Origin of the sequence: Paradesertivirga mongoliensis, assembly GCF_024436395.1 — a bacterium.
In the GTDB taxonomy this organism is placed as follows: domain Bacteria; phylum Bacteroidota; class Bacteroidia; order Sphingobacteriales; family Sphingobacteriaceae; genus Paradesertivirga; species Paradesertivirga mongoliensis.
Map to the genome: position 1 here is coordinate 139,668 of NZ_JAFMZO010000001.1, position 23,373 is coordinate 163,040.

The 23,373-nt window shown below is 43.6% G+C and carries 11 protein-coding genes; all 11 read right to left on the reverse strand.

All coding sequences use genetic code 11. The features are described 5' to 3' along the window. Nucleotides 1-30: 30 nt before the first annotated feature. Entirely contained in the window at nt 31-3,732 is a 3,702-nt protein-coding gene (locus J3P43_RS00455) for a DUF4450 domain-containing protein (protein WP_255897788.1), read from the reverse strand. A 10-nt stretch (nt 3,733-3,742) separates the two neighbouring features. Then, a complete protein-coding gene (locus J3P43_RS00460) occupies nt 3,743-5,188 on the reverse strand; it encodes a glycoside hydrolase family 28 protein (protein ID WP_255897789.1) in 1,446 nt (481 codons plus the stop codon). Between the two features lie 16 nt (nt 5,189-5,204). Next, complete coding sequence (locus J3P43_RS00465) at nt 5,205-6,281, reverse strand: glycoside hydrolase family protein (RefSeq protein WP_255897790.1); 1,077 nt, start codon at nt 6,279-6,281, stop codon at nt 5,205-5,207. Between the two features lie 100 nt (nt 6,282-6,381). After that, the gene (locus J3P43_RS00470; protein ID WP_255897791.1) at nt 6,382-7,635 is read right to left on the reverse strand and encodes a pectate lyase family protein; all 1,254 of its coding nucleotides are present in this window, start codon (nt 7,633-7,635) and stop codon (nt 6,382-6,384) included. A 124-nt stretch (nt 7,636-7,759) separates the two neighbouring features. Continuing rightward, nucleotides 7,760-9,463 (reverse strand): RagB/SusD family nutrient uptake outer membrane protein, encoded by a 1,704-nt coding sequence (locus tag J3P43_RS00475; protein WP_255897792.1) that lies wholly within the window; start codon nt 9,461-9,463, stop codon nt 7,760-7,762. A gap of 49 nt (nt 9,464-9,512) precedes the next feature. Then, nucleotides 9,513-12,734, reverse strand: a complete 3,222-nt coding sequence (locus J3P43_RS00480) for a SusC/RagA family TonB-linked outer membrane protein (RefSeq protein ID WP_255897793.1) — start codon at nt 12,732-12,734, stop codon at nt 9,513-9,515. Nucleotides 12,735-12,756: 22 nt separating this feature from the next. Next, entirely contained in the window at nt 12,757-14,190 is a 1,434-nt protein-coding gene (locus tag J3P43_RS00485) for a fasciclin domain-containing protein (protein WP_255897794.1), read from the reverse strand. 54 nt (nt 14,191-14,244) lie between these two features. Then, entirely contained in the window at nt 14,245-15,993 is a 1,749-nt protein-coding gene (locus J3P43_RS00490) for a fasciclin domain-containing protein (RefSeq protein WP_255897795.1), read from the reverse strand. A gap of 5 nt (nt 15,994-15,998) precedes the next feature. Then, the gene (locus J3P43_RS00495) at nt 15,999-17,510 is read right to left on the reverse strand and encodes a RagB/SusD family nutrient uptake outer membrane protein (RefSeq protein WP_255897796.1); all 1,512 of its coding nucleotides are present in this window, start codon (nt 17,508-17,510) and stop codon (nt 15,999-16,001) included. A gap of 17 nt (nt 17,511-17,527) precedes the next feature. Next, a complete protein-coding gene (locus tag J3P43_RS00500; protein ID WP_255897797.1) occupies nt 17,528-20,770 on the reverse strand; it encodes a SusC/RagA family TonB-linked outer membrane protein in 3,243 nt (1,080 codons plus the stop codon). Between the two features lie 20 nt (nt 20,771-20,790). Then, nucleotides 20,791-22,977: a fasciclin domain-containing protein gene (locus tag J3P43_RS00505; protein WP_255897798.1), complete on the reverse strand. Its 2,187-nt coding sequence runs from the start codon at nt 22,975-22,977 to the stop codon at nt 20,791-20,793. Between the last annotated feature and the right edge of the window lie 396 nt (nt 22,978-23,373).

The following is a 23,373-nucleotide window of genomic DNA, read 5'->3' on the forward strand; positions in this document are numbered from 1 at the left end:
TATTCATCAATTTATCAGGCCTCTGTGACCTTATCTTTTAAGTGTCAAACTCATTAAACCAACCACAACATCGTTGGCTAAAGCTTTTATTTTTAATTCCTTAAGTTCCTTGTCGGGATTCAGGGGCAGATCAAGAACCGTAGCTGCGCCTCCATCAATACCGTAATTTGAGAACCCTTTAATCGTGTAGAACTTATTGAAATTCCGGCTTATCTCGGCTGTTTTTAGATTAACCCGATATGGCCGCGGATAACCCGTTGCAAACGCAAAATCGTCTATAAAATAGTCTTGTTCTATCGGCCACCAGGTTTCCGGATTACGTAACGGCAGGCGCTCTGTAGTACCATCTGTGTAATAGACAAGTACCTCAGCATTATCAAGTCGGCTTTGCATAGGATTGGTAGATCCAGCCATCAGCAAGTATGCATGAGCAGACTTTCCGCTAAGCGGGATAATTACCGAATCTGGATAATTGTCCCATTGAGATGTAAACACAATATTTTTAGAGCCTGCGGCTGACGGTGTTTGGAATGGCACGCCGTTAGGCAACTTAATCTCATTTCTGGTCGATGCTGCACTTCTTAAACCCGAGTCATCAATATTTGCAGTTGTTAGTGGATAACACCAGTTACCAATTCCCTGCAAAGGGAGCTGCAAAGTTGGCGACGATGGGCGCGGAGAGAGATATCTGTTTTTAAAGATGTTTGTTACCACATCATTATGGACCCCGCTCAAATCGACTTTTTGCCATTTCGCACTTGCAGGAGGAGTAACCGTCCAGTTGATAATTTTCTCTTCCACAAAACGACCATTTGAATATTCGAAACGCAGCTCGTTAGTACCGGAAGAAAGCGCCGCAGCGGGAATTTCCACACCCACAGAACCGTCAGCAGCCAAATTAACAGCTTTGGTAAACGAGGCCGAACCTTTGTTTACTTTTAGGGTTCCAGAAACAGCCGGACCCTGATTCTTCAACGTAACCGATAAGCCATTTCCCGTTTGTTCTTGTTCCGAAACGATCTTTACCGGTTCCTCTATAATGATATTTACCGGAGCCCACCAGGTAAAATCCCCTTGCTTCAGTTTGGTGAACACGGTTCGGTGTCCAGACTCAGCTTGAACCACCCCGGTTATACCGTCATTTTTCAGGCTAGCGTTCTGAAGCACATTTTGCGGGTCGAAGATCTCCAAGGCCTTTGCATCTCCAAAACCGAGATTAAGGGGTGTATTCGATGCGAAAGTCTGCACAGCAGGTTCAGTAATTTTGTCGCCGCTCCAGTCTACAACCACCGTATATTTCGAAGCTTCGGGTGCCACAATTTCCAGCTCAGGAGTCTCGATGGACGACTCTAATGCTCTCCAGTCAGCTTTTACTCCGTTCACCGTAATTGATCGAATTTCTTCTGCCTTTGCTTTTAGCTTAAGGCGCAACTTCATTGAAGTTGGAAACTTCGGACTGATATAATAGGTATCGGATTGTCCGCTTCTTTTAAAATCAAAAGCAATGTCCGGAACATTTAGCGAGGCATAATTCCACTCATCCGGGAAACCGGGACGGATAGTTAAGGTATCTGATAAAGCGTTCGGAAGAATACCATACAGCCCTTCTACTAAACTACGGCTGGCCATTGCAATCGGGTCAGCAAAATCGCGGTAAAGCTCGCCACGGATGGCATCGTAAAATGAAAGCTGCTCAAAACCTCCCGGACTGGAGCTTAAGTACATACTTTCAATGATCATGCTTTCGAAAAGCTTAAATGCTTCTTTTGATCTTCCTCCCTGCCAGTAAGCTAAGGCAGTATGCAGCACCTCTGCTGTAGCCACATTATTCACAGACCAGGTGTAAGGCTGCCAGTTGGTGGTTGGAAGAATGTAGTAATCCTTATCAGGAAGTCCGTTTGCCTTTACAGGGATGCGCGGAATTTCCGTATCTACATATCGCAACGCCTGATAAGCCTGAAAAGCATCGGGCACATCAGAATCAATGGCGTGATAAATGGTCCATAAACCAGCGTATGGATGCACCAATTTTAAGCCCAATAAGTCCTTATATTCTGCAAACCAACCCTTTTTGGGAAGCCACAAATGCGTATTGATCGCTTTTAATATTTTATCAGCTTCCGATTGATAAGGCCGCGGATCTTCGCCCATAATTACCGCCAGCTTCGCAGCCAGTTTATTTGCACGATAATTATAGGATGATGTATGCGTTACCCCGCCACCGCTGTATTGTAAGGCATCGCTTGCCCATATCGCGCAGTAGGCGTCATAGAGGCCGTCGCCGTCCATATCAAAGTTTCGCTTCTCCCAATCCAGGTGACGTTTTATAGCCGGCCACATCTGCTTAGCAAAATCAATGTCTCCTGTCCAGTTGAAATGGCTCAGCATCTGGTCGAAAAACACCAGGTTCATATCGTAATGGTGCGCAACATCATTTCGATTAGGGTGTCGGGAAATATATCCCCTGCTAAACATTGCCGTGCCCATTTTTTCGGCATGGCGGGCGAAGTTCAAGGCGGTATCCGGAGTAACCGGACCGCTTGCAGGCTCAAGCACCTGAGATTTCTCGTATGCCGAAAAATGCATTTTTGCCCGATCATGCCACCCAAGGGGGTCGGCAAGAGAAGCGCCGCGCCAGGCATTTAAACGCATGCGCCAGGCAATAGCTCCATGCAAAAATGTGGGATCCTCCCAAACGGCATCGGCTGCCACTGCCAAAGCAGAACCTAAGGTATTTAGATAGGGATCAGGAGTATTGATATTTACCCGGTTGGCTAGTTTTACCCGCGCCACTTCTGCTTTGTTAAAGTGCTGTGGGAGCATGGAATACTTCAGCTCAGGTTTATTATTCGGCGACTGAATTAAAAAGTAGAATTCTTTCGCTGCCGAAGAACCTATTCGACCGGTTAATACGGGTTGCGCTCCGGCTGTTGACTGAGCCAGCGCCGAAGGGCTTTCGAGCTTCGCTGCATCTGCCAAAGCCAGCTTTGCCCCTAAAGGAAATAATCCCGTGATTTGCTTTTGAGGCGCGATCTGGCCTTTTTCTTTATTGTCTGCTACATGCTGAATTTCATACCTTTCAGCTTCGGACAAAACTCTGCCGGAGCCATAACTAAGCGTAAACGCATTTTTATTAAGTCTGAAAGAATTATCTTTGCAATACTCGGGTTTGAGATAAAAAACCGATTCTGGATCGGCGCCAATATCGCCATCTCTTGAAAACTTTTTACCGGTAGCACCGCCATACGCCCAAAAAAGCTCAATACTTTTTGGCGTGCCCGAGAAGCCTGCTTTCACCAGAATACCTTCACCATCAGTTTGAGCCAGAACTAATAAATGAAGCGTTCCGCTACCCAGCATCGGATCCTGAATTTTATAGATCATGGTTCCTGGCCGGTAACGAGTTTCAATCTGCTTAGCGTCGATGATCCACTTGCTGGTACTGCCAGAAATTAATCCGAACTTAAGATTCCCGCCCATCCCCGGAAGGTAAAGGGCAAATTCAGGAAGGTCTCCTGCTTCCACTCTGAATCCGGTATTTGTTCCGTAAAGCGCCCGGTTGAAGCGTTTAGCACCATTTACCAGTACAAAGTCTTTTCCGTCGGGGCGGTAATGAATCTGTCTTTGTTTGCCATGCCATAGCGCATCAGAGGGCTTATTCGAAGGCTGACTAAACGCCTCGGCCGACAAAGCAGACAAGCATATCAAACAAAGGGTTTTATAAAAATTCATCCAAATCTGATTAACGTTTCAATGAGTCTGGAACGGTTACAATTTCCCCGTTTATACGAACATTCTGAAAATCTAAACCTTCAATGTAATCCACTTTCATTGGTACTTCCACTCCTTTGATGTTAATGTTTATCATCTTTACGTTTTGCACAGGTGATGATTTATAGGCGGCAGACATCAACCCGTATTTTCCGCCTTTTTCAACAGTCATGTTTTCTACCCAAATATTACGGATGGTTGGTATGAAGTTGCCTGGCTTCTCGTAGAACATATTAAATTTAACCGCAGCTTCTTTGTAAGTGCCAACCTTTGTATCTTTCATAAACACGTTCTCGATAATGCCACCGCGCGATGAGCTGGTTTTAATTCTCAAGACCCTGTCTAGCTCAGGGCTATCCATGGTATTGTTTAAGGCATAAATGTTTCTGGCGCCACCGGCAATCTCACTTCCTATCACCACACCGCCGTGACCTTCTTTCATCTCACAGCCCTCAATGATATGGTTTTCAGCTGGCCTGCCTATTCTTCTGCCATCCTGATCTCTGCCCGACTTTATTGCAATACAATCATCACCGGTATCAAAATAGCAATCTTTAATTAATACATTCTTGCATGATTCGGGATCACATCCATCATTATTGGGACCGCTTGAAATCACTTTTACCCGTTCTACGATAACGTTCTCGCATAATACCGGATTAAGACACCACATAGGTGAATTAATCAGCTTAAAATCAGACATCAGCACGTTTTTACAGTTATACTGCTGTATGAAATTAGGACGCAGGTAAAATCCATCGCCAAATACTCTTTTCTTAGGATCGGTTTCTGCATACATCAGTTTATGCAGCGAGTCTCTGGCTATACGCTGGTTACCCATACCGGCTTTCCAGCCATATCTTGGAGCGCCGTTCCAATTCCACCAATTTTCGTTGTCAGCATTACCGTCAAGAACTCCGTTTCCGGTGATAGCAATATTTTCTTCGCCATAGGCATAGATGAAGGCAGAATAATTCATTACCTCCATACCTTCCCAGCGAGTGAAAACGATGGGATAATCTTTATAATCGCGACTGAAAAGAATTTTAGCGCTATCAACCATATGAAGGTTAACGTTGCTTTCGAGATAGATCGCACCAGTCAAATAAGTTCCGGTTGGCACCACTACCCTTCCGCCACCTGCCTTACTGCAGGCTTCGATAGCTTTTTTAAAAGCCTCGGTGTTTTTTGTTTTACCATCTCCAACAGCCCCATAACTAGTAATCAGAAAATCTCTGTCGGCAAACTTAGGCGCTTTGATCTGCTGTCTTAATTTCTCAATTTCTGCTAATGGCTGAGCTGAGCTTTGCCAAACCACCGCCTTTTTTTGTGTGGCACAAGAACTAATAAAGAGGACTGTAAGGAGTACCAGGCTCAATCTTTTGAAAATCTCGCTGGCAAAAATGGATTGGTTCATTATCGTTTGTTATGTGTTAAGATTGTATTTTAAAAACAAAAGGTGAGGCGGTCATATATTTTCCACCCTGCGAAGTTGTGAACAAGTAAGCAGGCTTTCCCTTCATAAAAAGCAATTGTGGCCTTTCCAATCGCCCATATTTTTTTAGGTGACCGGGGGCAGGCGGCTCTTGTACATACTCTTTCACGGGCTTGAACGAAATTTCGGGTTCTGTCCAATCCAGGCCATTTTTAGATTCCATAATGAGGCCAACATCGTGGCTATAAACCCCCATATCTCTTGCCAGCAACTTAAATTTACGCTTTTCGTGCCAAACATAAGCATCTTCAAACTGCCTGTTGCCGCCTTTTTTAGAAAAGTCTATCACTGGTTTGTCAGAGAAGCGAACATACGGGCCTTCTAAATTGTTGGCAACGGCCAGGCCGTATTTGCGATTCCCGCGAATGAGCGGATCCTTGGAGTTATAGTAGTCGTTGTTATTCCATGATTTATAGTACAGCCAATATTGTCCGTTCGGATGTTTCACAAAAGCGGGATTGGTCGTGCAATGGTCATCCCAGGCACCTTCAGGTCCGGCTTCGAGCAAGGGTTTATCTGGTCTTTTCCAGGGACCGTTTAAGGAGTCGGCTGTAGCCAAACCGATGCGTTTCGTATTAGTTTTCCCATTAGAGTTACCCATAAAGAACAAGCAATATTTGCCATCTACATATTGAATATGGGGGTTATGACAGGTAGTTGCATCCCAGAAACCAGGGCCTCTCGGTGCTAATACGGTTTCCAGATATTGGTAGGGCCCTTCTGGCTGGTCGGCTACTGCATGCGCAATTTCACAGCTGTTGATCCAGCCCCCCATTCCTTTTTTTGCAGGCCAGCGCGAATAAAACAAATGAATTTTGCCGTCGGGAGCCTGGATAGGACTGTTGCACCAAACGTAATACCCCTCAGATTCTAATACCCGGCCAAGCGGTTTAAGCTTTTTTGCAAAAGACGACAGATTATCTTTTAAATACCGCACAGCAGCAAAAAGAGAATCTCCTGCAAGCGCACAGACCGAAAATAAAGCCATTGTTGAAATAAAGCGGCGGCGTTCCATTACATCAGATATGAACTGAAAGGTATAAGATATAAGGCTAATTCCATACTATCACAGGTAACGTTCTTGTTTAAAATAGAGACCCCGATCTGGAGTTTTATTAAACCTTAATTAGTGAATTAAGGTACTCTTCAATGTTGGTATAGCCATCCTTATTTGCATCGGCCTTGTCGTCGGCCTTTTTTGGGTTTAATTTATTCTTCTTCTCCCAATTGTCTGGCATCCCGTCTCTGTCAGTGTCTAAAGCCGATTTTCCGGAATTGATGGCTCCGGGACCCTTTTCCGGATTTTCGTCTTCGCTACTGATGATCTTACCTTCTTTCCCTAAAGACTTCAGAGCATTAATGAGCCGGGTGTCCACCTGGTCGCGGTGTAAAGATGCACCTGCATTTGCGGTAACGAAATGATAAGCTTGTTCTGGCTTTAGTATAGTAACTTGGGGATAATCATGCGGTGTTGCCACCCAATCTACAACAGTATATTTTTCTTTAGGGATATCGGCACCATCCAGTTTTCCATTTTTGTTATTATCATGAAAATTTGAAGCAGCAAAAAGATGGAAATTAGTATTACCTCTTGAAAAAGGCGCGGAAGAGGTCTGAGGTCCGTCGATGAAGTAGTTATTCTGAATGTTTGCATACGACTGTGATGCTGACCCTCCAAGGATATACGCTGCTACCCGCCAGTTGTAAACTACGTTGTTCACGTACTGGTTCTTCCCTTTTACTTTTGGGTTCCGGGTATGGTTGTTAATGTACAAGTTCCGAAGCAGACTGATTCCGCCCGTGGTTTGAATTAAGCCTCCCGCAGAATGCGAATGAAGACCTTCAGAAATAATGGAATTTTGAATGGTCACATCGGATACGTCCCCGCTCACTGAAAAGGTCTCGTCTCTGCCCCATGAAACCGAAATATGATCAAATATCATATTTGAGCCCTCAGAAATTGTAACTGCATCTACTCCCTTATCGCCATTTATTCCCGTGCGAATACGCAGATATCTTGCAATAGTATTATTTGCTTTCGAAAACGAGAGACCATTCCCGTAAATAGTGATACCACCCCCCGGAGCTGTTTGACCGGCAATAGTGAGGTTCGGAGCTACCTGAACTCTTGAATTTATCTTAACTACTCCACCCACATCAAACACTACGATACGGTTTGGCTGACTAACAGCATCCCTGAAAGATCCGGGGCCGGAATCGTTAAGATTAGTAACGTGGTAAACTTCGCCACCTCTTCCCCCGGTTGCAAAACGGCCAAATCCTTCGGCACCCGGGAACGCAAGCTGTTGTGCGTTAACTTGTGAGCCACCCATTAAAAGAGCAGCAAAAATTATTGATTTAAATCTCATTATAAATATTATTTAAGTGTTCATATGCAGCTATAAACCTCGATATCGGCTATAACAGATATTATAATTCATGCCTTCTCCAGCGTAATCATCAATTAACAAATCAGTGCATCAGTGGCGACCGTCAGAATTTAAACGGCAGAAACAAATCCTCTTTCGTTTTTATCTCTCTAATCTCATTTCTCAAAGGATCTTTTGCCTCTAATTTTGAATTAATGAAAGCAAATCCAGAACCGGAAGCCTCTTTTTCCCTTCTTAATGCAATTCTCACCAAATCCTGCCAGCGGTTACCTTCATAAGCCAGTTCTAAAGCAGCCTCATCTATAATCACATCTTCCATTTGCATCATTCTGGAGTTATCTTTCAGCTCATCATCCTCCAGAATAGCGGTAGCTACTCTCGAGCGAAGGCCCAGGTTACGGTGGTATTTTCCACGAATTCTTGGAGCATCAAGTTTCCTCGCATCGAAATCATATGGAAATTCCAGATTAGTAATACGCTCAAGTACACTATTAGACAAAGCAGGATCATCATATGTCCCTTTTATACCATCGTTAACCAGGGCATACGCAATTTTTGTTTGTCCGTCGCGATTTGCCGCCTCTGCAAAACGCAAATGGAGTAAGCTCGTACGATATAAAAACCACTTCCCGTTCTTTTCTAAAATATTAGTTGGGAGGCCGGTAGTAGCATTGAGGTAGTTATACAAAAACTTCATTATTACCGGCTGGCCGTTAATAATTTTGTAGCTATTATTCGCACCGCGTAAATCAAAGGGTGTACCGTCGTTTTGAACCTGATTGTTCCAATTATCAATTGCGCTCTGAGAAGGCTTTACCAGGTACCGGCCTCCAGAGTTTGAAAACAGGTCGACAAATGGGTTTTGAGGCTGGAAATTCTTGTCGAAATACATGGTCCACAACCATTCCCACTGATACTGATTATCGTTCGGAGAGCGTGAGAAAAAAGTTTGCCAGGCGCTCGGCTTTGCCGCATCATTATCTTCGCCACTAGAACCAGAATAGAAATTCCAATAAGCTCCTGAAGGTGCCGATTCGCCCAAAGGTGTAGTAGTTTCAAGCACATTCTTATACGAAATAGCTGCCTTGTTATATTGATTAGTCCACAGATACATGTCGCCTAGCAACAACCTTTTATTGATGAACATCATCTTACTTGGATAACCATCAATCTGGCTAATTAAAGAGCTGCCTTCTGCATAAGGATCGAGGTAAGGAAGAGCCTCCATGTAAGCAATCAGTTCCGGCACCAGTTCATCAAGCGTCTTTTTCGGAAACTTTGATGCGTCCTGCACATCATAAATATTCACAACCGGCTCTGTTACATAAGGAATTTCACCGTAGTGAATAGCTAATTGAAAGTAAAGCCAGGTACGCAAAGCTCCAATATCCGAATAGCGCTGCTCGAAATTACTTTCGTTAATCTTCTTAGCCTCGTACATAGTTTGAAGATTTTTCAACACGTCGTTGCAGTTCGCAATTACCGCGTAAAAAGGTTTAGGGTCTATATAGGGGTTATCGGATGATATGTTGTTGGTGCTGATTTCTTTAAGATGAGCATCTGCATTAGAGGTAACCTCCATCAGGTCGGCACGCAGCTCATTTAATATTTCGTATTGCTTTGCGAGGTTTAGGAACTGGCCATAGATCCCTAGTACGGCGGCATCAGCATCATAAATATTCTGATATACTTTTTTATAATCGATGGCATTTTCCGGACTGATATCAAAAGTCTTTTTGCAGGAATTTAAGCTGGTAAAGCTGAAAGCCGCAAGTAACAAAACACTAACTTTAGTTGATAGCTTCATTGATATGAATTTATAACCGGTATGCCCGGTTGTATTATTTGAATTATTTTTATAAACCAACACGAATTCCTAATTGAACAGATCTGAACTGCGGCTCCAGGGCCACGTCAACACCCTGGCCCAGCGGACTGCCGGAAGCGCTGAATTCTGGATCATAACCTAAATAGCGGCTGACAGTGAACAGATTGTTTCCTGTTGCATAAGCGGTAGCGTTCTTTAAGAATCCTGGCTTGATCGGCAATGAATAAGCTACTGACAAGTTTCTCAGACGCAAATAAGAACCATCCTCAATCCAGCGATCGGAAAAACGCGAATTACCCATTGGATCGTTGAAAGAGGCCTTAGGTACATCTGTAACCTGACCTTCGTAAGTCCAGCGGTTTAGCACATTTACCGTTTGGTTCATCGACGAAGAGACTGATTCAAGAATAGCTCTGGTTCCATTGTATACGTCGTTGCCAAGGCTAAAGGTAAACAAGGCGTTCACGCTGAACCTTTTGTATCCCAAGCGGCTTGTTAAACTTCCAAACACATCCGGGTTTGGATTACCAATTACCTGGCGATCGTTTTCGTCGATGACATGGCGGTTTTCGGCAATATCTTCTGCGCTATCGAAGGTATTTACGAAACGTACATCTCCGGCGCCTACTGCGGTTAAGCCACCACCAGAAGATTTGATGAAGGTTTTAGAAGCCTGTGCTTCGGCAGTTGTTGCATAAACTCCGTTGGTTCTATGCCCATAAAATTGATTGGCAGCCTGCCCCACAGATGAAATAAATGTTGCTCCGCCAAACTCGGTGATCTGTCCATTTTGCGGCAAGGCGGTAAGTTCATTACTGTACGAACCGAGGTTCAGTCCAAGGTCTAATTTCAAATTTCTGTTTAAAACCCTGCTGTTTATTCCTAATTCATACCCATTGGTTTTCATGCTTCCGTTATTAGCAAGCATGTAATCAAATCCCACAGCCGTGCTAAGAGGTAAAGCTGTAAGCATATCAGAGGTATTGCGACTGTAGGTATCGAAGCTCAGGTTTATACGTTCGTTAAAAAGGGCCAGGTCTACGCCTAAATTAGCAGTTTTTACCGTCTCCCACTTAAGTGATGGGTTGGCGATGTTGCCTCTTTTTATTCCCTGGTTACCCAACAGATTTTGCGACACATAATATTGGCGCGCCGAATAATTTCCAATATCATCGTTACCTGAGAGACTGTAGCTCGCGCGAAGCTTGAGCAGATCGATGTTGCTGGCAGAAGCCATGAAGTTTTCTGAAGAAATCAGCCATCCCGCTGCAACAGATGGAAGAAAAGCAAATTTGTTTCCGTTGATGGTTAACGCTTCATCAATATCCGACCCAAACCGCGAGGAACCGTCAGCTGCCAGGTTTACGGATAACAAGTATTTACTATTGAATGCATAATCTACATTCAAATATGTATTTAGCCAGCGGGATTTACCAATATCGCCACCGATGCTGCGAAGTGCATTTACACCTGTTCCCACAGTAACAAAGTCGTCTGTAGGTGAATTAAATCCTAATGCGGCATCTTCTTCGCTGTCGGTGTTATTGAAACGAAGACCAAGATTTGCAGACAGCGCATGCTCGCCTGAAAAAGTCTTGTTATAAGACAAATAGGTGTCGTTATACAAAGAAAATAAACGCTGCACCCGGCTGCCCAAACGGCTATATGCCACTGCATTACCTAAGGTATCTGGAGTGATACCCAAACGCGGCATAAAGGAGTTTTCTCTCACCTTATCGTAAGTGATACCAATGAGAGAACTGACACTAACGATTTTTGAAATGGCATAGTTAAACTTTGTGGAACCAAAAAATCTATAGCTTTTATTGGATTGCTGTGCATTCTCGATTACCGCGAAAGGATTGCTGCGGCCGAAAATGTCAGTATCTGCAAGGTTTGGAGATTCTGTACCATCGTCAGCAATTTGTTTTCCGGGAAGAAACGGCGATTTAGTTAATCCCAATAAAATGGGATTTGTAGAAAAGCTGCGACCCTGGTCTTTAAGTTGCTGTTCGATATTAGTGAACGATAGATTGGTTGTCGCGGTTAACTTCGAACTCAGGTTTAAATCTGCATTGAAGTTAGTATTATATCGATTTAACACGGTATTATCAATCGTTCCGTTATTGTTCAGATATCCCATTGATAGGGCGTATCGGGCAATGTTATCACCACCAGTGATTTTCAGAAAGTAGTTCTGACTGTAGCTATCGCCAAGCACATTATTTTGCCAGTTGGTATTGTAATGATATCTGTGGTACTCAGGATTGCTGGTATCATTCATGTACGGCTGGGACTGGATCTGCGAATTTGTCATCCCGGCGCTTTGCAACACATCCGAAAGATAGAGCCTGTAATCGTTCACACCCAAAACCGGCAAATTCCCCGGAGAGGAATTTATCCCGCCATAAGCGGCAAAGTCTATATGCGTAGCGAGTTGTTTCGCACGGGCCGTGCTGATCAGGATAATTCCGTTTGCTCCCTTGGTACCATATAACGAACCGCCATCTTTAATTACGGTGATGTTATCGATGTCTTTTAGATCGATATTGCTGAGAGGATTAACAACGTGGCCACCAATTAAAGAGGTTCCGTAATCGTTGGTATCATAGATCATTCCGTCTACCACAATTAATGGCTGGTTGCGCGTGCTGAGGGACGAAAAACCACGAAGGAATAAATCGGCACCGATACCATTGGTTCCAGAACGGCGAATTACATTTAACCCGCTTACCTGGCCTTGCAAATAGTTATCTGGCGTTTCCGCAGAACGCTCCCAGTTTCCTGTAGTATTGATGGAAGAAACCGCATAGGGAGTTTGTGTTTTAGGCTTAGAGCCGAATGGCAATACCGCTAAATCGTGCACCGAATTCAAGTCATCGCCGTTCAGGCTAACCGTTAAAGTTGTTCTGCCTCTTAGTGCAATGTCGGTGGTTTGATAACCCGGCGCCGACACAGTAACTACTCCTGTGTATGAAGGAACGCTTAGAGTAAAAGACCCGCTTTCGTTTGTGATGGATGCAGAATAATTCCCAGATCTCACACTTACGCCTGAAAGTGGCTTTCCTGTTGAGGCGTCTTTTATTTGACCCGACAGCTTACTTCCCGCCTTAGCTACAGTGCTTACAATAGTTGTATCAGAACCGGCATTAATTGTAGTGGTGTCCTGGGCCGCCAGGTTTAATGACACCAGGGTAATGACCGGGAAAAGGATGATTCTTTTAACTGTTATTTTCGTAAATACGTACATATCTTCTTGATAAAACATTCAACTAAGGAAGCTTCGGCTCAAGTCTGAAATAATCCAGGCTTATCGAGTTGTCTTTGTCGACCCCATTATTAGCAGCCACCACAAAGGCATTATAGTCTCCGATATTCTCAAATGTATACTCGCCTACATACACTTCGTCGAAGTTCTCGATGGCGACCGGGGTTTCTGCAAAGTGCGTATCAGCGGGATCCGAAATTGCGAATCGCTGCTTAAAGGCCTTATCCTGAACATCGTTAGGGGCTACCCAATACACTTTATAGGTGGCACTGTAAACATCCTTAAGCTTGTATTTCGCGTGAAACAGCGGAATTTTATGGTTAAAAATATAGATGTCGTTAAAGAGCGCCTGAGTATTCGGGTTTCGTCTCTGACGATATGCTATGAACTGCGATTTATCTGTCCTGCTGAATCCAACAGGATTTTCACCTTCCTGCCGTATATCACGGATCTTGTTTTGTAATGGAATGTTCATTTGGTCCATCACATAAACTATCCCGTTGCTGGTTTCATAGGTTTCTGTGATTGCTGCCTTGTTAATGGGCACCTGGACACCATCTTCCGAAACGAGCATTGCAGGCAGGTTATTGATTGTGAATTTTCCTTTAAAAACAAGATCTTTCATCACCATAACCGAGGCAAAAAGGTCGGTACTATCCGTACTCTTCCCTTGAGTATAGGGCCTGATTTTGGTCCTTTCCGATTCAAGCGCCGCATCCGCCAGCAGAATTACAGTATATTCCTGATCTTCATTCGCCAGGTTTCCAACCCGGTCGAACAGCATATTTTTTTGTACAAGTCCGGTTCCTGGTTTGTACACCGGCTTTCCTGTTAAGGGATCAACTCCAATCTGCTCAGCCATCGACGAATCAATCACTTGGTAGTTCAGGCTTGCCAGATACTCTTTCTGCTTAAATGCAGAAGCATTTATAATATCAAGGACATTTGGTTTGGCGAACACCGCGTCGTCAATAATATGCAGTACGCCGTTCCCGGTATACTGGTCGGTAAGCACCAGTCCTGCACCTTCGAACGAGGTTTTACTAAAGCGGATATGCTTGCCGTTTAAGGTTTTCAAGCGTAAGGTATCAGTAGCGAGACTGGTATTGTAAGGCAGCTCAACGATGTAAAAACCGATAAAATCTTTCAGCTTCTGCTCATCGTTAATAATATCAGCGCTTAGGCTCGCAAGAGCGTCGTTTGAAGGAGCCCAAACGGTATACTTCTTGGATGAAGAAAGCACTTCATTATATTTCGATTTCAGCAGTAATTCGCTGAACTTGCTTAATGAAGGCTCTTGCTGCACACGTTGAAAAAGGTTTTGGCCAAGATTTGCGTCCTTGAGGCTGGTATGATCGTCCCACTTATCCTGACAGGCAGGCAGCACACTGATTAAACTTGCAATCAGAAGGAAGAAAATTCTAATTCTAAAATTCATTTATAATCGTTTATGTTGCTGCAGGTAGAACCTATCTGCAGCAACGGTTATATTCTACGGTTTCTGTACTACTGTTCCGTCCGGGTTAAACTTTGGCCATAACTGGTCTTCCTTTTCAGGGATGAAATGGATCATATCAAACTGAACATCTCCGCTTCCTTCCCAGGTTGCATCCATGCGGAGGATATGGCGGTCGGTTTTCTTCACGTCGATGGTACCAGCCAGAAGACCATAGCTATCTCTGTAATAATCGATAGTTTGCGAAGGATTTGGCTGATATACATATTCGGAGAACACCATCTTTTTGCCTAAGATTTCCAGCGATTCCGGCGTTGTTCCCGGAGGGTATGTCCACTTGTTGCCAACCAATACTCCGGCAGGTAAGCTTTCTCTCAGGTTCAGTACTTTCGGCAATAATTCGCCATTGAAAGATACTGCGACACCACCGCCACCACCGCGACGGATAAAGCAGATCCAAACCTTGTATCTTCCTTTCACCAAAAGAGGGGTTTTAAACTCGATCCAGCTATTGGCCACTACGTTAGTTCTCAGCGACCCAAACTGCAGGTAATCGTCATTATACACATAGAACTTTCTGGCCTCGGGCGCTACAATGTACTGTGCCGAACCTTGTTCCCAGTTGATGTCCTGTAATTCGCCGGGATTAAACTTTTTACTCGATTTATTAGACACCCGGAAAATGCCGTTTAAGCTTGTAAATTCAGGCTGATCTGTCACTTCCCAGTAAACGGGTATAGGGAAACGCACTTTAATTGCATAGGGATTTGACATCACATGCAATACACCATTCGCGGCAGTAAGATCACTCGCCGGACGGTTTATTGCCGCTCCCTGCTCATGTATTCCGTTAAACGTGTCGTCGTTAATTAAAAGAGTTGTACCCTTAAGCTTTGCAGTAACCACATCTAATGGCGACAAGGTGGTATGCGATGACGCTTTGAAGATATCTGGTATATATTTCAGACCTGGTAAAATGTGATAAGCCATAAAAAGATACAGACTATCGCTTGTTAGTTTTGGATCACCGGTATCAGAGTATTTCTCTTTTAAAGCGGCAAAAGATGTGATTTTGGGATCCATAGCCCTTAATACGTCGTTGGACTCGACCAGTACGGTATGGTATGCTGTGTCAGGCTTAGTACCCGGCAAAACATTCAGAGAATCGTAAAGACCGGTTTCCCGTAACGCTTCTTCAAAAATCGAGAAATCGTCATTTTGGGAGATCATTTCGGCGAGGGTAAGCTTCGCCGGGCTCAATACATTATCCACAACATGGATGATACCGTTTCCAACGCGGATATCAGCCTGTTTTACATTTGCCTGCCTGTTTATCGTAATAAAAGTGCTTCCGTTAATATTCTGCGCTCCAGTAATCAGGTATTGCCCATACATCGTTCTAGTTCGAAGCTTGCCATCGTTAAAAAGAACCGAAGCGATGGTATCTCTTACCAGGTGCATTTTTACCATGTCCTTTAGATCCGCAATAGCTACATCATTAACAGAGGCTTTGCCCTTGCTTGTAAGGAAAGCTGCAATTGCAGCATTATTTGGCGCAAACAAGGTATAAGTACCGTAGGCTGCCAAAAAACCTTCATTCTCTGTTAGCTGAAGAATCTTCGAAAACTCAGAAAACTGCTCAGGTTGCTGCAATAAATAATCAGAAATATTTACATCCGAAGTAGTACTGGTTTTGAACTCCTCTTTTTTGCAGGCGATGAAACCTATCATAATAAACAGCAGAAATATCCCGGTCCTGCTCATTTGATATACAATTCTTTTCATGACGCTTATTTAGTTTTAACGTAAAATGGATTCTGTATAAGTTGTTTATTGGCTTCTAATTCGGTAAAGTAAATTGGAAGATAATGGCTATTATCATCTTGTAACTTAGCTACGGCCGACTGTTGATTTTCCGGGGAAGCTGTAACGATAACGACATCGAATAACAAACTTCGCTGATCGTAATTATCCCTCTTTGCATTCCTTAGTAAATCGTACCACCTTTTTCCTTCGTAAGCAAATTCGCGAGCACGTTCGTCAAGTATAAATTTGGCAAGGTCCGGAGTATTGATCGCACTGGTATAATCCGGATCTGCAGGGTCTGTCTCGAACGTCTCGGTAGCTTCAAGTGCGTTGGCCCGGTCTCTTACAATCTTTATCAGCTTTAATGCTTCGTCCACCTGTCCCAATTGATTTAAGGCTTCTGCTTTCATCAATAGAATGTCCGGATACCGGTAAACTATCCAGTGCGCAAACGATGCAGAAGGGCTGCGGCCCGTGCCCGAATTTACTCCATGATACTTCCAGATAGTTCCTTCGTTAAATCTTGCTGCTGCCCCGTCTCCTCGGATGTCTTTATTCTCGATATCAAATAAATCGATGGTGTAAACCTCCTCAGTAACTCTTAATGCAGCCGTGAACCGTTTAGTTGACTCTGCAAACATCGAATAGAACGGGTTAAGACGGTTCTGATTGAAATAAAACTCAAATATGCTTTCGTTGGAGCCGCCTTCATAAAACACGGTACTAAACCAGCTGCTGCCTTCTACCAAACCAAACTGGCCCGAGTTGATCACCTTATCGCAATAGATAATGCTGTTCTCATAGTCGTCTTTCCACAAATAAACATCGGCAAGCATAGCTTGTACCGCATACTTAGTAATCCGGCCTTTATCGTGGTCGCGGTTTCCATAAGTTGTGAAGCAATATTCCTCGGCCAGCTTTAAATCATTTATAATCTGAGTTAGAACTTCAGCTTCTGAGCTTTTCGGCAATTGAAAATTATCTTCATCGCTTGTGGTAGCCTTGATTTTCAAAGGAACTTCCCGAAAGGTTCTAACCAGGTAGAAATACATCAAACTCCGCAACGCTAAAGCCTCACCAACGTAACCATTCAAGTCCCGCTGTTTAAAAGTATTATCGGTTTGCAACACTTGTGGCGCCAGATCAATAACGGTATTGCAATTATTGATAGTTTGATATACTGCGCTCCAGTTAGTAATAGGATTTGTTGGCTGTATGTTTACATTGATGATATTAAAGTCGTTAGCCGTAGCCCGCACTCCTGTTTGTAACATATCAGCTCTTAGTTCGCCCCACAAAAACAGGTTTTCAACCAATGGCGGCGCCAGTAAAGAGGCGTAGCAGCCATATACTGCAGATGAAACCTGTTCCTTGGTTTGCCAAAAGTCCTGGCGGGTAATACCGTCCTGAGGTTCAAGAGTAAGATATTTCTTGCATGATGACATAGAAATGCCAACGATGCAGAGTAAAAGGATATATTTTAATTTACTGATCATTTCTATCGCTTTAATAGTTAAAAACCCGCAGTTAAGCCAAACACCATATTCCTTGTAGGCGGAGTCATTGAACCATCCTGAATCAATGCAAAGGGACTGTTCAACTTGGGTGAAACTTCCGGATCCTGCCCGGTATAACTGGTGAAAGTGAGCAGGTTTTCTGCGGTAAAGTATATCCCCAGGTTTTTCATCTTCAGCTTGTCAGTTATTGGCTTCGCAAAATTGTATCTCACCGTTACAGTTTTTAACCTGATAAATGAAGCGTCTTCTACATAACGGTCTGACCCTAACCAATTGTAGCCTGAACCATATAATGCTCTCGGAATGTCGGTTACATCGCCTGGGTTTCGCCAGCGTCGCAATACAGCGGTGCTCTGATTATCATAGTTGTGCATACTGGTACTATTCATTTTCGTGGTGTTGATCACGTCATACTTATACCTGAAGCTGAAGAATGCCATTACTTTCAGATTGCCCTTGTAAATAATCTCCGGACCAAAACCGCCTATAAATTTTGGATTACCGTTACCCAGGTAAACCACATCCATATAATTAATATTTCCATCGTGATTAATATCCTCGTACATCGCATCGCCAGGCTGAAATACATAGTTAGTGTTGGGATAGTCGAAACGCATAGGCACCGAAGCACCGTCGGCACCAATCAGAGGCTTATTGTTTTTATCTCTGGCGATGGTAGCGTCGGCATCGGTATAGACCCCTTTGAATCTATATCCATAAAAAGAGCCGAAAGGGTTATCCACCTGTAGGAATCGTTTGTACTCACCATTAGTATTTGTATTTCCTTCCTCAGTAGGATAGAATTCAGATATCTCGCGAATCACGTTTACGTTTCTGGCGAAATTGAAGCTCAGGTTTACGTTCCAATTTTTAGTTTTAAGAGGATTCGCTCTTAAATTAATTTCCCATCCCTGATTATCCATGGTACCCACATTCATATCCAGGCTGTTGTAGCCCGAAATAGATGGAATGCTCAGACCTGGAAAGAACAGGTCGGTGGTGCGCATTCTGTACACATCTACATCAAAATCGAGCTTATTCTTAAATAAAATAACATTCAGCCCGAGGTTCCTTCCGGTAACGGTTTCCCATCTTAGATTCCTTAATTCTATATCGCTTGAATACACTGCCGAATTGCCAAGGTAATCCCAGTCGTAGTTTTTGTAGATGTTATAAAATCCATAATTTGTTTTTGGCGCGCGACCGCTTTGCCCGTAACTCGCACGTAAGCTCAAATCATCAATTGCCTTAACATCCTTCAGGAAGTTTTCTCCGGAGATTCTCCATCGGGTAGAAATGGATGGGAACAAACCATACCGATTGGCCGGACCAAATTTTGAATTACCATCCACCCGCAAACCGGCATTAATAATGTATTTATCGTTAAAGCTGTACTGCCCGTTAAGTAGTCCGGCAACGCTGCGTACTTGTGAAAAGTTTGAAGCCAGATTTTGTGTTCTGGAGGGAGATGAAGGATCCTGTAACTCGGGTGATGCCGAGTTGGACGAACTTGTTTGAAGGCTGGTGCTTCGATCGTCGTTGCTTAACAGAGACAATAAGCCTATGAAATTGTGTTTCTCGCCAAGCTGGGGCGTAAACACCAGATTGGTTTTCGTTTGAAGTCTGAATGCATCCCTGTCTCCATCGTAGGCGCGGTTTACAACTAATTCGCTAATCGGCCTACCAGTCGCTATTTGAGGCAAAAACGATTTATTTTTTGAGTTTTCAATATCAAACTGAACATCGACGGTGGCCTTTAAAAAATCAGGCATAAAATCGTACTGCAAATTGAAGTGTGGGGTAATCCGTTCGCCGATTACATTATTGCGAGCCTCCCTCAACATCGCCACCGGATTAAAGGTTCTGTCAAAAGAGCCCTGAATATTTTGCAACGGCGACAGATAAATTCCAGTATTATTACCCTGAGCGTCATACTCATAAATACTCATATTGGGCATTTTATCGTATGCTATCTTTCTGGCATCACCGTCAAAGATCTTATCAGTTACCGAATGGGTGTAGGCTATATCCGTTCTGAACTTAATCTTGTTCGAAACATTGTAATCGAGATTGATCCGAGTAGAGATCCGATCAAGCCCAGTACCGATGGTGGTACCTTTTTCACCCAAATAACCTACAGATGCATAATAACGTGCCTTTTCACCACCGCCATTAATGGATACGCTGTGATCTTGCTTGTATCCCGTTTGGGTTATAGCATCTATCCAGTTAGTATTATTGCTGTAGTTATAATAATAGTATGGATCGCTGATATCGTACTGTAATTCTTTTACGGTTTGAGTGTTAAGAGGTGTTCCAGTCCTGTTCATGTAGGCCTCCGGGATGAGCATCGAAAATTGATCGCCGGAGAGCATTGGAATGGCTTCCGGTTGTCTTGACATGGTTCCTCTTACTGAATAGCTGACCACGGGTTTCCCCTGGCGTCCGCGCTTTGTGTTAATAAGCAATACACCATTTGAAGCTCTGGAGCCCCATACAGCAGTTGCTGCCGCGTCTTTAAGCACGCTGATATCCTGAATATCTGATGGTGCAATGTTTAATAAAGTAGCGTATCCTTGTTCGTCAGCCGTTCCGAAGTTGAAATCTTCCGGAATCTCTGTTTCATAAGGCATTCCATCCACAACAATCAGCGGATCGGTTGAACCATTAATAGTAGAGGTTCCTCTGATTCTGATCTGCATACCTGCGCCCGGATCGCCAGAGTTTGCTGCGAAATCGACACCCGGTAAGCGGCCCTGAAGCGCCTGATCGATGGATGTTGCAGACATTTCTTCAAGGTCTTTAGCATTAACTCTTGCAACACTTACTGTTGAACTTCTTTCGTCTATTTCTAAAAGGCCGTTGCTCGACATTTTCCTGCCGGTTACCACAACTTCGGTAAGCTCGCTTACGCTCGGATCGAGTTGTACATCCAAAGCGGTACGACTGCCTATATCAAAAACGGCTGTTTTATATCCTAAAAAAGACACATTCACTTTATTCAGCGGATTGGAAACTCTTAAAACAAAATTTCCGTCGACATCAGTAACCACACCGTTAACCGTCCGCCTGTCTTTATCCACTTCGGTTACGGTAGCACCAATTACCGGTTGCTTGTCTTTTCTGTCAATTACCTTCCCGCGAATCGTCCTGGTTTGGGCCGTTACACTTTGAGCTTGAAATGCCAGCATCATCACTGCCAAAGCAAAGGTCAACGGCACCGTAAATAACTTCTTCATTCTATAGTCAGATTTCAGCATCATTTAGTGTCGAATTTTAAAAAACCATTAATAAGATGTATCACAGCACGGTTTGAAAGATTGTTACTGCTTGGAACGAGTACATTGACAGTTCCCGCCTTCATATCGGTAACCTGCATGCTCGTAGCCGTATTGGCGATGGTAATGGCAGTGATAGCGCCATTCTCTTTCTGAAGAAGTGTAGGATATCCCCCCTCTTTCTTACCGTCTACCACTACGGTTTCTTTCTGTAAAATGTGATACCTGATAAAATTGGCCACTTTCTCTTTGTCGTCCGCAGAAGATGAAGTTGGCGATGATGGCAAATATCCCTGGGCAATAGCAGCGTCAATTCCTGCATTGTTAGGCACAAAAACCGTGTATAACGAGCCGGCAGAAACTCCCAGAATTTCTCCGTTGGAGGTGTTGTAAATATTCGAAGCCTTCAGGTAATCGAAGAACTTTTTAAAATTGGAGCCGGTGGTAGCTGCCAGCTTCTCAATATGCTTACCAATAGAGAGGGTTGATTCGTTCAACAGGCCATTAACATAATATACCGTTCCGTTTGAAGCTGCTTCCTCTCCGGATGCAGCACGGGTTACATTTGCGTCCTGATTACCGGCAGAAAAAACTGTGTTTCCGTTGTATTTGATGTACTCGCCATTATAGGTTTCGATAATGCCACTGCCGGTGATATCGGTTAAATCCTGACGCACTACATGAGTATTTAAGATCCTGTTCAATTTATCCCAGGCCGAAGTACCCGTTAGAGTTGTGCCGCCTCCTGGTGGCCTGTACTCCCACCTGTTCGCATCCAGGTTGTAACTGTATCCGGCAGCGGTCAGATCATCATCAGAGATCAGAAATAAGGTGTATTTTGAATTGGTGTTGATAATATTCGTTTTCAGGGCAACAGACAACGCCCTGGTCATTAACGAGTAGTTAGGGTTCAAATAAGCTTTACCGAACACAGAACTAAAAACATTTGCCGACTGTGCCTTATTGGTACCATAGAAAATACCATTACTCAATACTTTTTTATCAACGATGTCAGTCGCCAGATTGAACAGAGCGCCTTCGCCCTGAAGGTTTTTTGTCACCGAAAATTTGCTCGGCCATACGGTGGTACGCCACATATGGGCCATCAGGAAATCTGAAATGATCTCGTCGGGTAACGCCTCAAACGTTAGGTAATGCTTAAGCAGGGTGTCCCGGGTATACGACTCGAACGCTTCGTTGGTAGGTGCAAACATGGTGTATCCATCCATCTGACCGTCATTGTCTTCAACCTTCAGGAAGTTCTCATTATTTGGTGAGAATGGCAGCATTCCGTTATATACTTTTACGTATACATCCAGATTTGAACCCGTGATCTCCTTGTTTTTGGCTGTTGCTGAAGCATTAATCAGATACGACACCATGTGATCATCGAATACTTTCTTGAATTTGCTGTATTCGGGCGCTGTACTCAGGTATTGATCGATACTCGGCAAAGGCAAAATCACTCTGTCGATTTCGTGAATTACACCATTCTCAGCAATGATGTCCTTGTTCACAACTTGTGCGTCTGCTACATTGAATCCAGAAAACGTTTTGCCGGGAAATAGATATGCGTAATCGCTGGTTGGGATTCCGTTTGCGGTGAAGTACGAATTCAGAAAGAATGGAATATATTTATTGTTGTTATCTGCCGATACATAATAGGTACCGCCTGCATTATTTCTGTTCGATGCAGAAACAAGGACTTTCTTACCGTCGATCATCGCGGTATCCAAGGCGGCGTAAAACGTAGTCCGTCTTTTGTATGCCTTATCAGCGGCCCACCCTATACCAGATTGATAGTCGTCTAACCTGTCGGATTTGAAAGAATTATAAGCCAAACTGTATCTAACTATCTTCCGGGCTACCGAATCTTTAACTGCGTTAACATCGCTGATGTTATTCTCTTGTAAATACCTGGCAACTGCTTCATCATTAGGAGCGAAAATTGTCCAGTAACCGGCTTTGCTCAAAATATCCTTATAACCCGCTTTATCAACCAGCACCAGGAAACTATTGAAATTGTTTCGTGCCTGTAACTGCTGATAAATAGGGCTGGCTAGATCATCCGGACGACCGTAATACTCATCCCAACCCTTTTTATTGCAAGCGCTAAAAAGCGCAAGTAAAACGAGCAGAAATGACGAGGTTTTTAGTACTTTCTTCATCTTTAATTTTGAACTTATTTACAGACCTTCCAAACCAACACTAATCGATTAGCTTTTGACAACCATGTCAGTTAGCGTCTATTCCTGAAAGCTTGTTTATAATCCTTAATTGGTTATTCAGGTTAAGGCTTTTCCACCAATATTAAAGATGCACGAAGAATAACAAGGCGCCAGGCATCAAAACAATTGGCAAGGATATCTGGCTTAATACCTCTAAACTCAAAAACTTTATTCAATGTAAATCTTTAATCAATCGGCTTATCTAGCTTTTAATTTTTGGTTTTGCTACATACAAACCTAGCTTAAAGCGCTTCCCCGCAGTTTTAAAAATTGACAAAATGCTTTTAAATATTGTTAATAGCGCGCTATATACCCTCCACAGCGGACCACCCTCCT

Coding starts and splice junctions, on each gene's coding strand:
- J3P43_RS00485 (WP_255897794.1), bottom strand. CDS start 14,190: ATGAATTTTAGAATTAGAATTTTCTTCCTTCTGATTGCAAGTTTAATC.
- J3P43_RS00470 (WP_255897791.1), bottom strand. CDS start 7,635: ATGAGATTTAAATCAATAATTTTTGCTGCTCTTTTAATGGGTGGCTCA.
- J3P43_RS00500 (WP_255897797.1), bottom strand. CDS start 20,770: ATGAAGAAGTTATTTACGGTGCCGTTGACCTTTGCTTTGGCAGTGATG.
- J3P43_RS00505 (WP_255897798.1), bottom strand. CDS start 22,977: ATGAAGAAAGTACTAAAAACCTCGTCATTTCTGCTCGTTTTACTTGCG.
- J3P43_RS00480 (WP_255897793.1), bottom strand. CDS start 12,734: ATGTACGTATTTACGAAAATAACAGTTAAAAGAATCATCCTTTTCCCG.
- J3P43_RS00490 (WP_255897795.1), bottom strand. CDS start 15,993: ATGAAAAGAATTGTATATCAAATGAGCAGGACCGGGATATTTCTGCTG.
- J3P43_RS00460 (WP_255897789.1), bottom strand. CDS start 5,188: ATGAACCAATCCATTTTTGCCAGCGAGATTTTCAAAAGATTGAGCCTG.
- J3P43_RS00465 (WP_255897790.1), bottom strand. CDS start 6,281: ATGGAACGCCGCCGCTTTATTTCAACAATGGCTTTATTTTCGGTCTGT.
- J3P43_RS00495 (WP_255897796.1), bottom strand. CDS start 17,510: ATGATCAGTAAATTAAAATATATCCTTTTACTCTGCATCGTTGGCATT.
- J3P43_RS00475 (WP_255897792.1), bottom strand. CDS start 9,463: ATGAAGCTATCAACTAAAGTTAGTGTTTTGTTACTTGCGGCTTTCAGC.
- J3P43_RS00455 (WP_255897788.1), bottom strand. CDS start 3,732: ATGAATTTTTATAAAACCCTTTGTTTGATATGCTTGTCTGCTTTGTCG.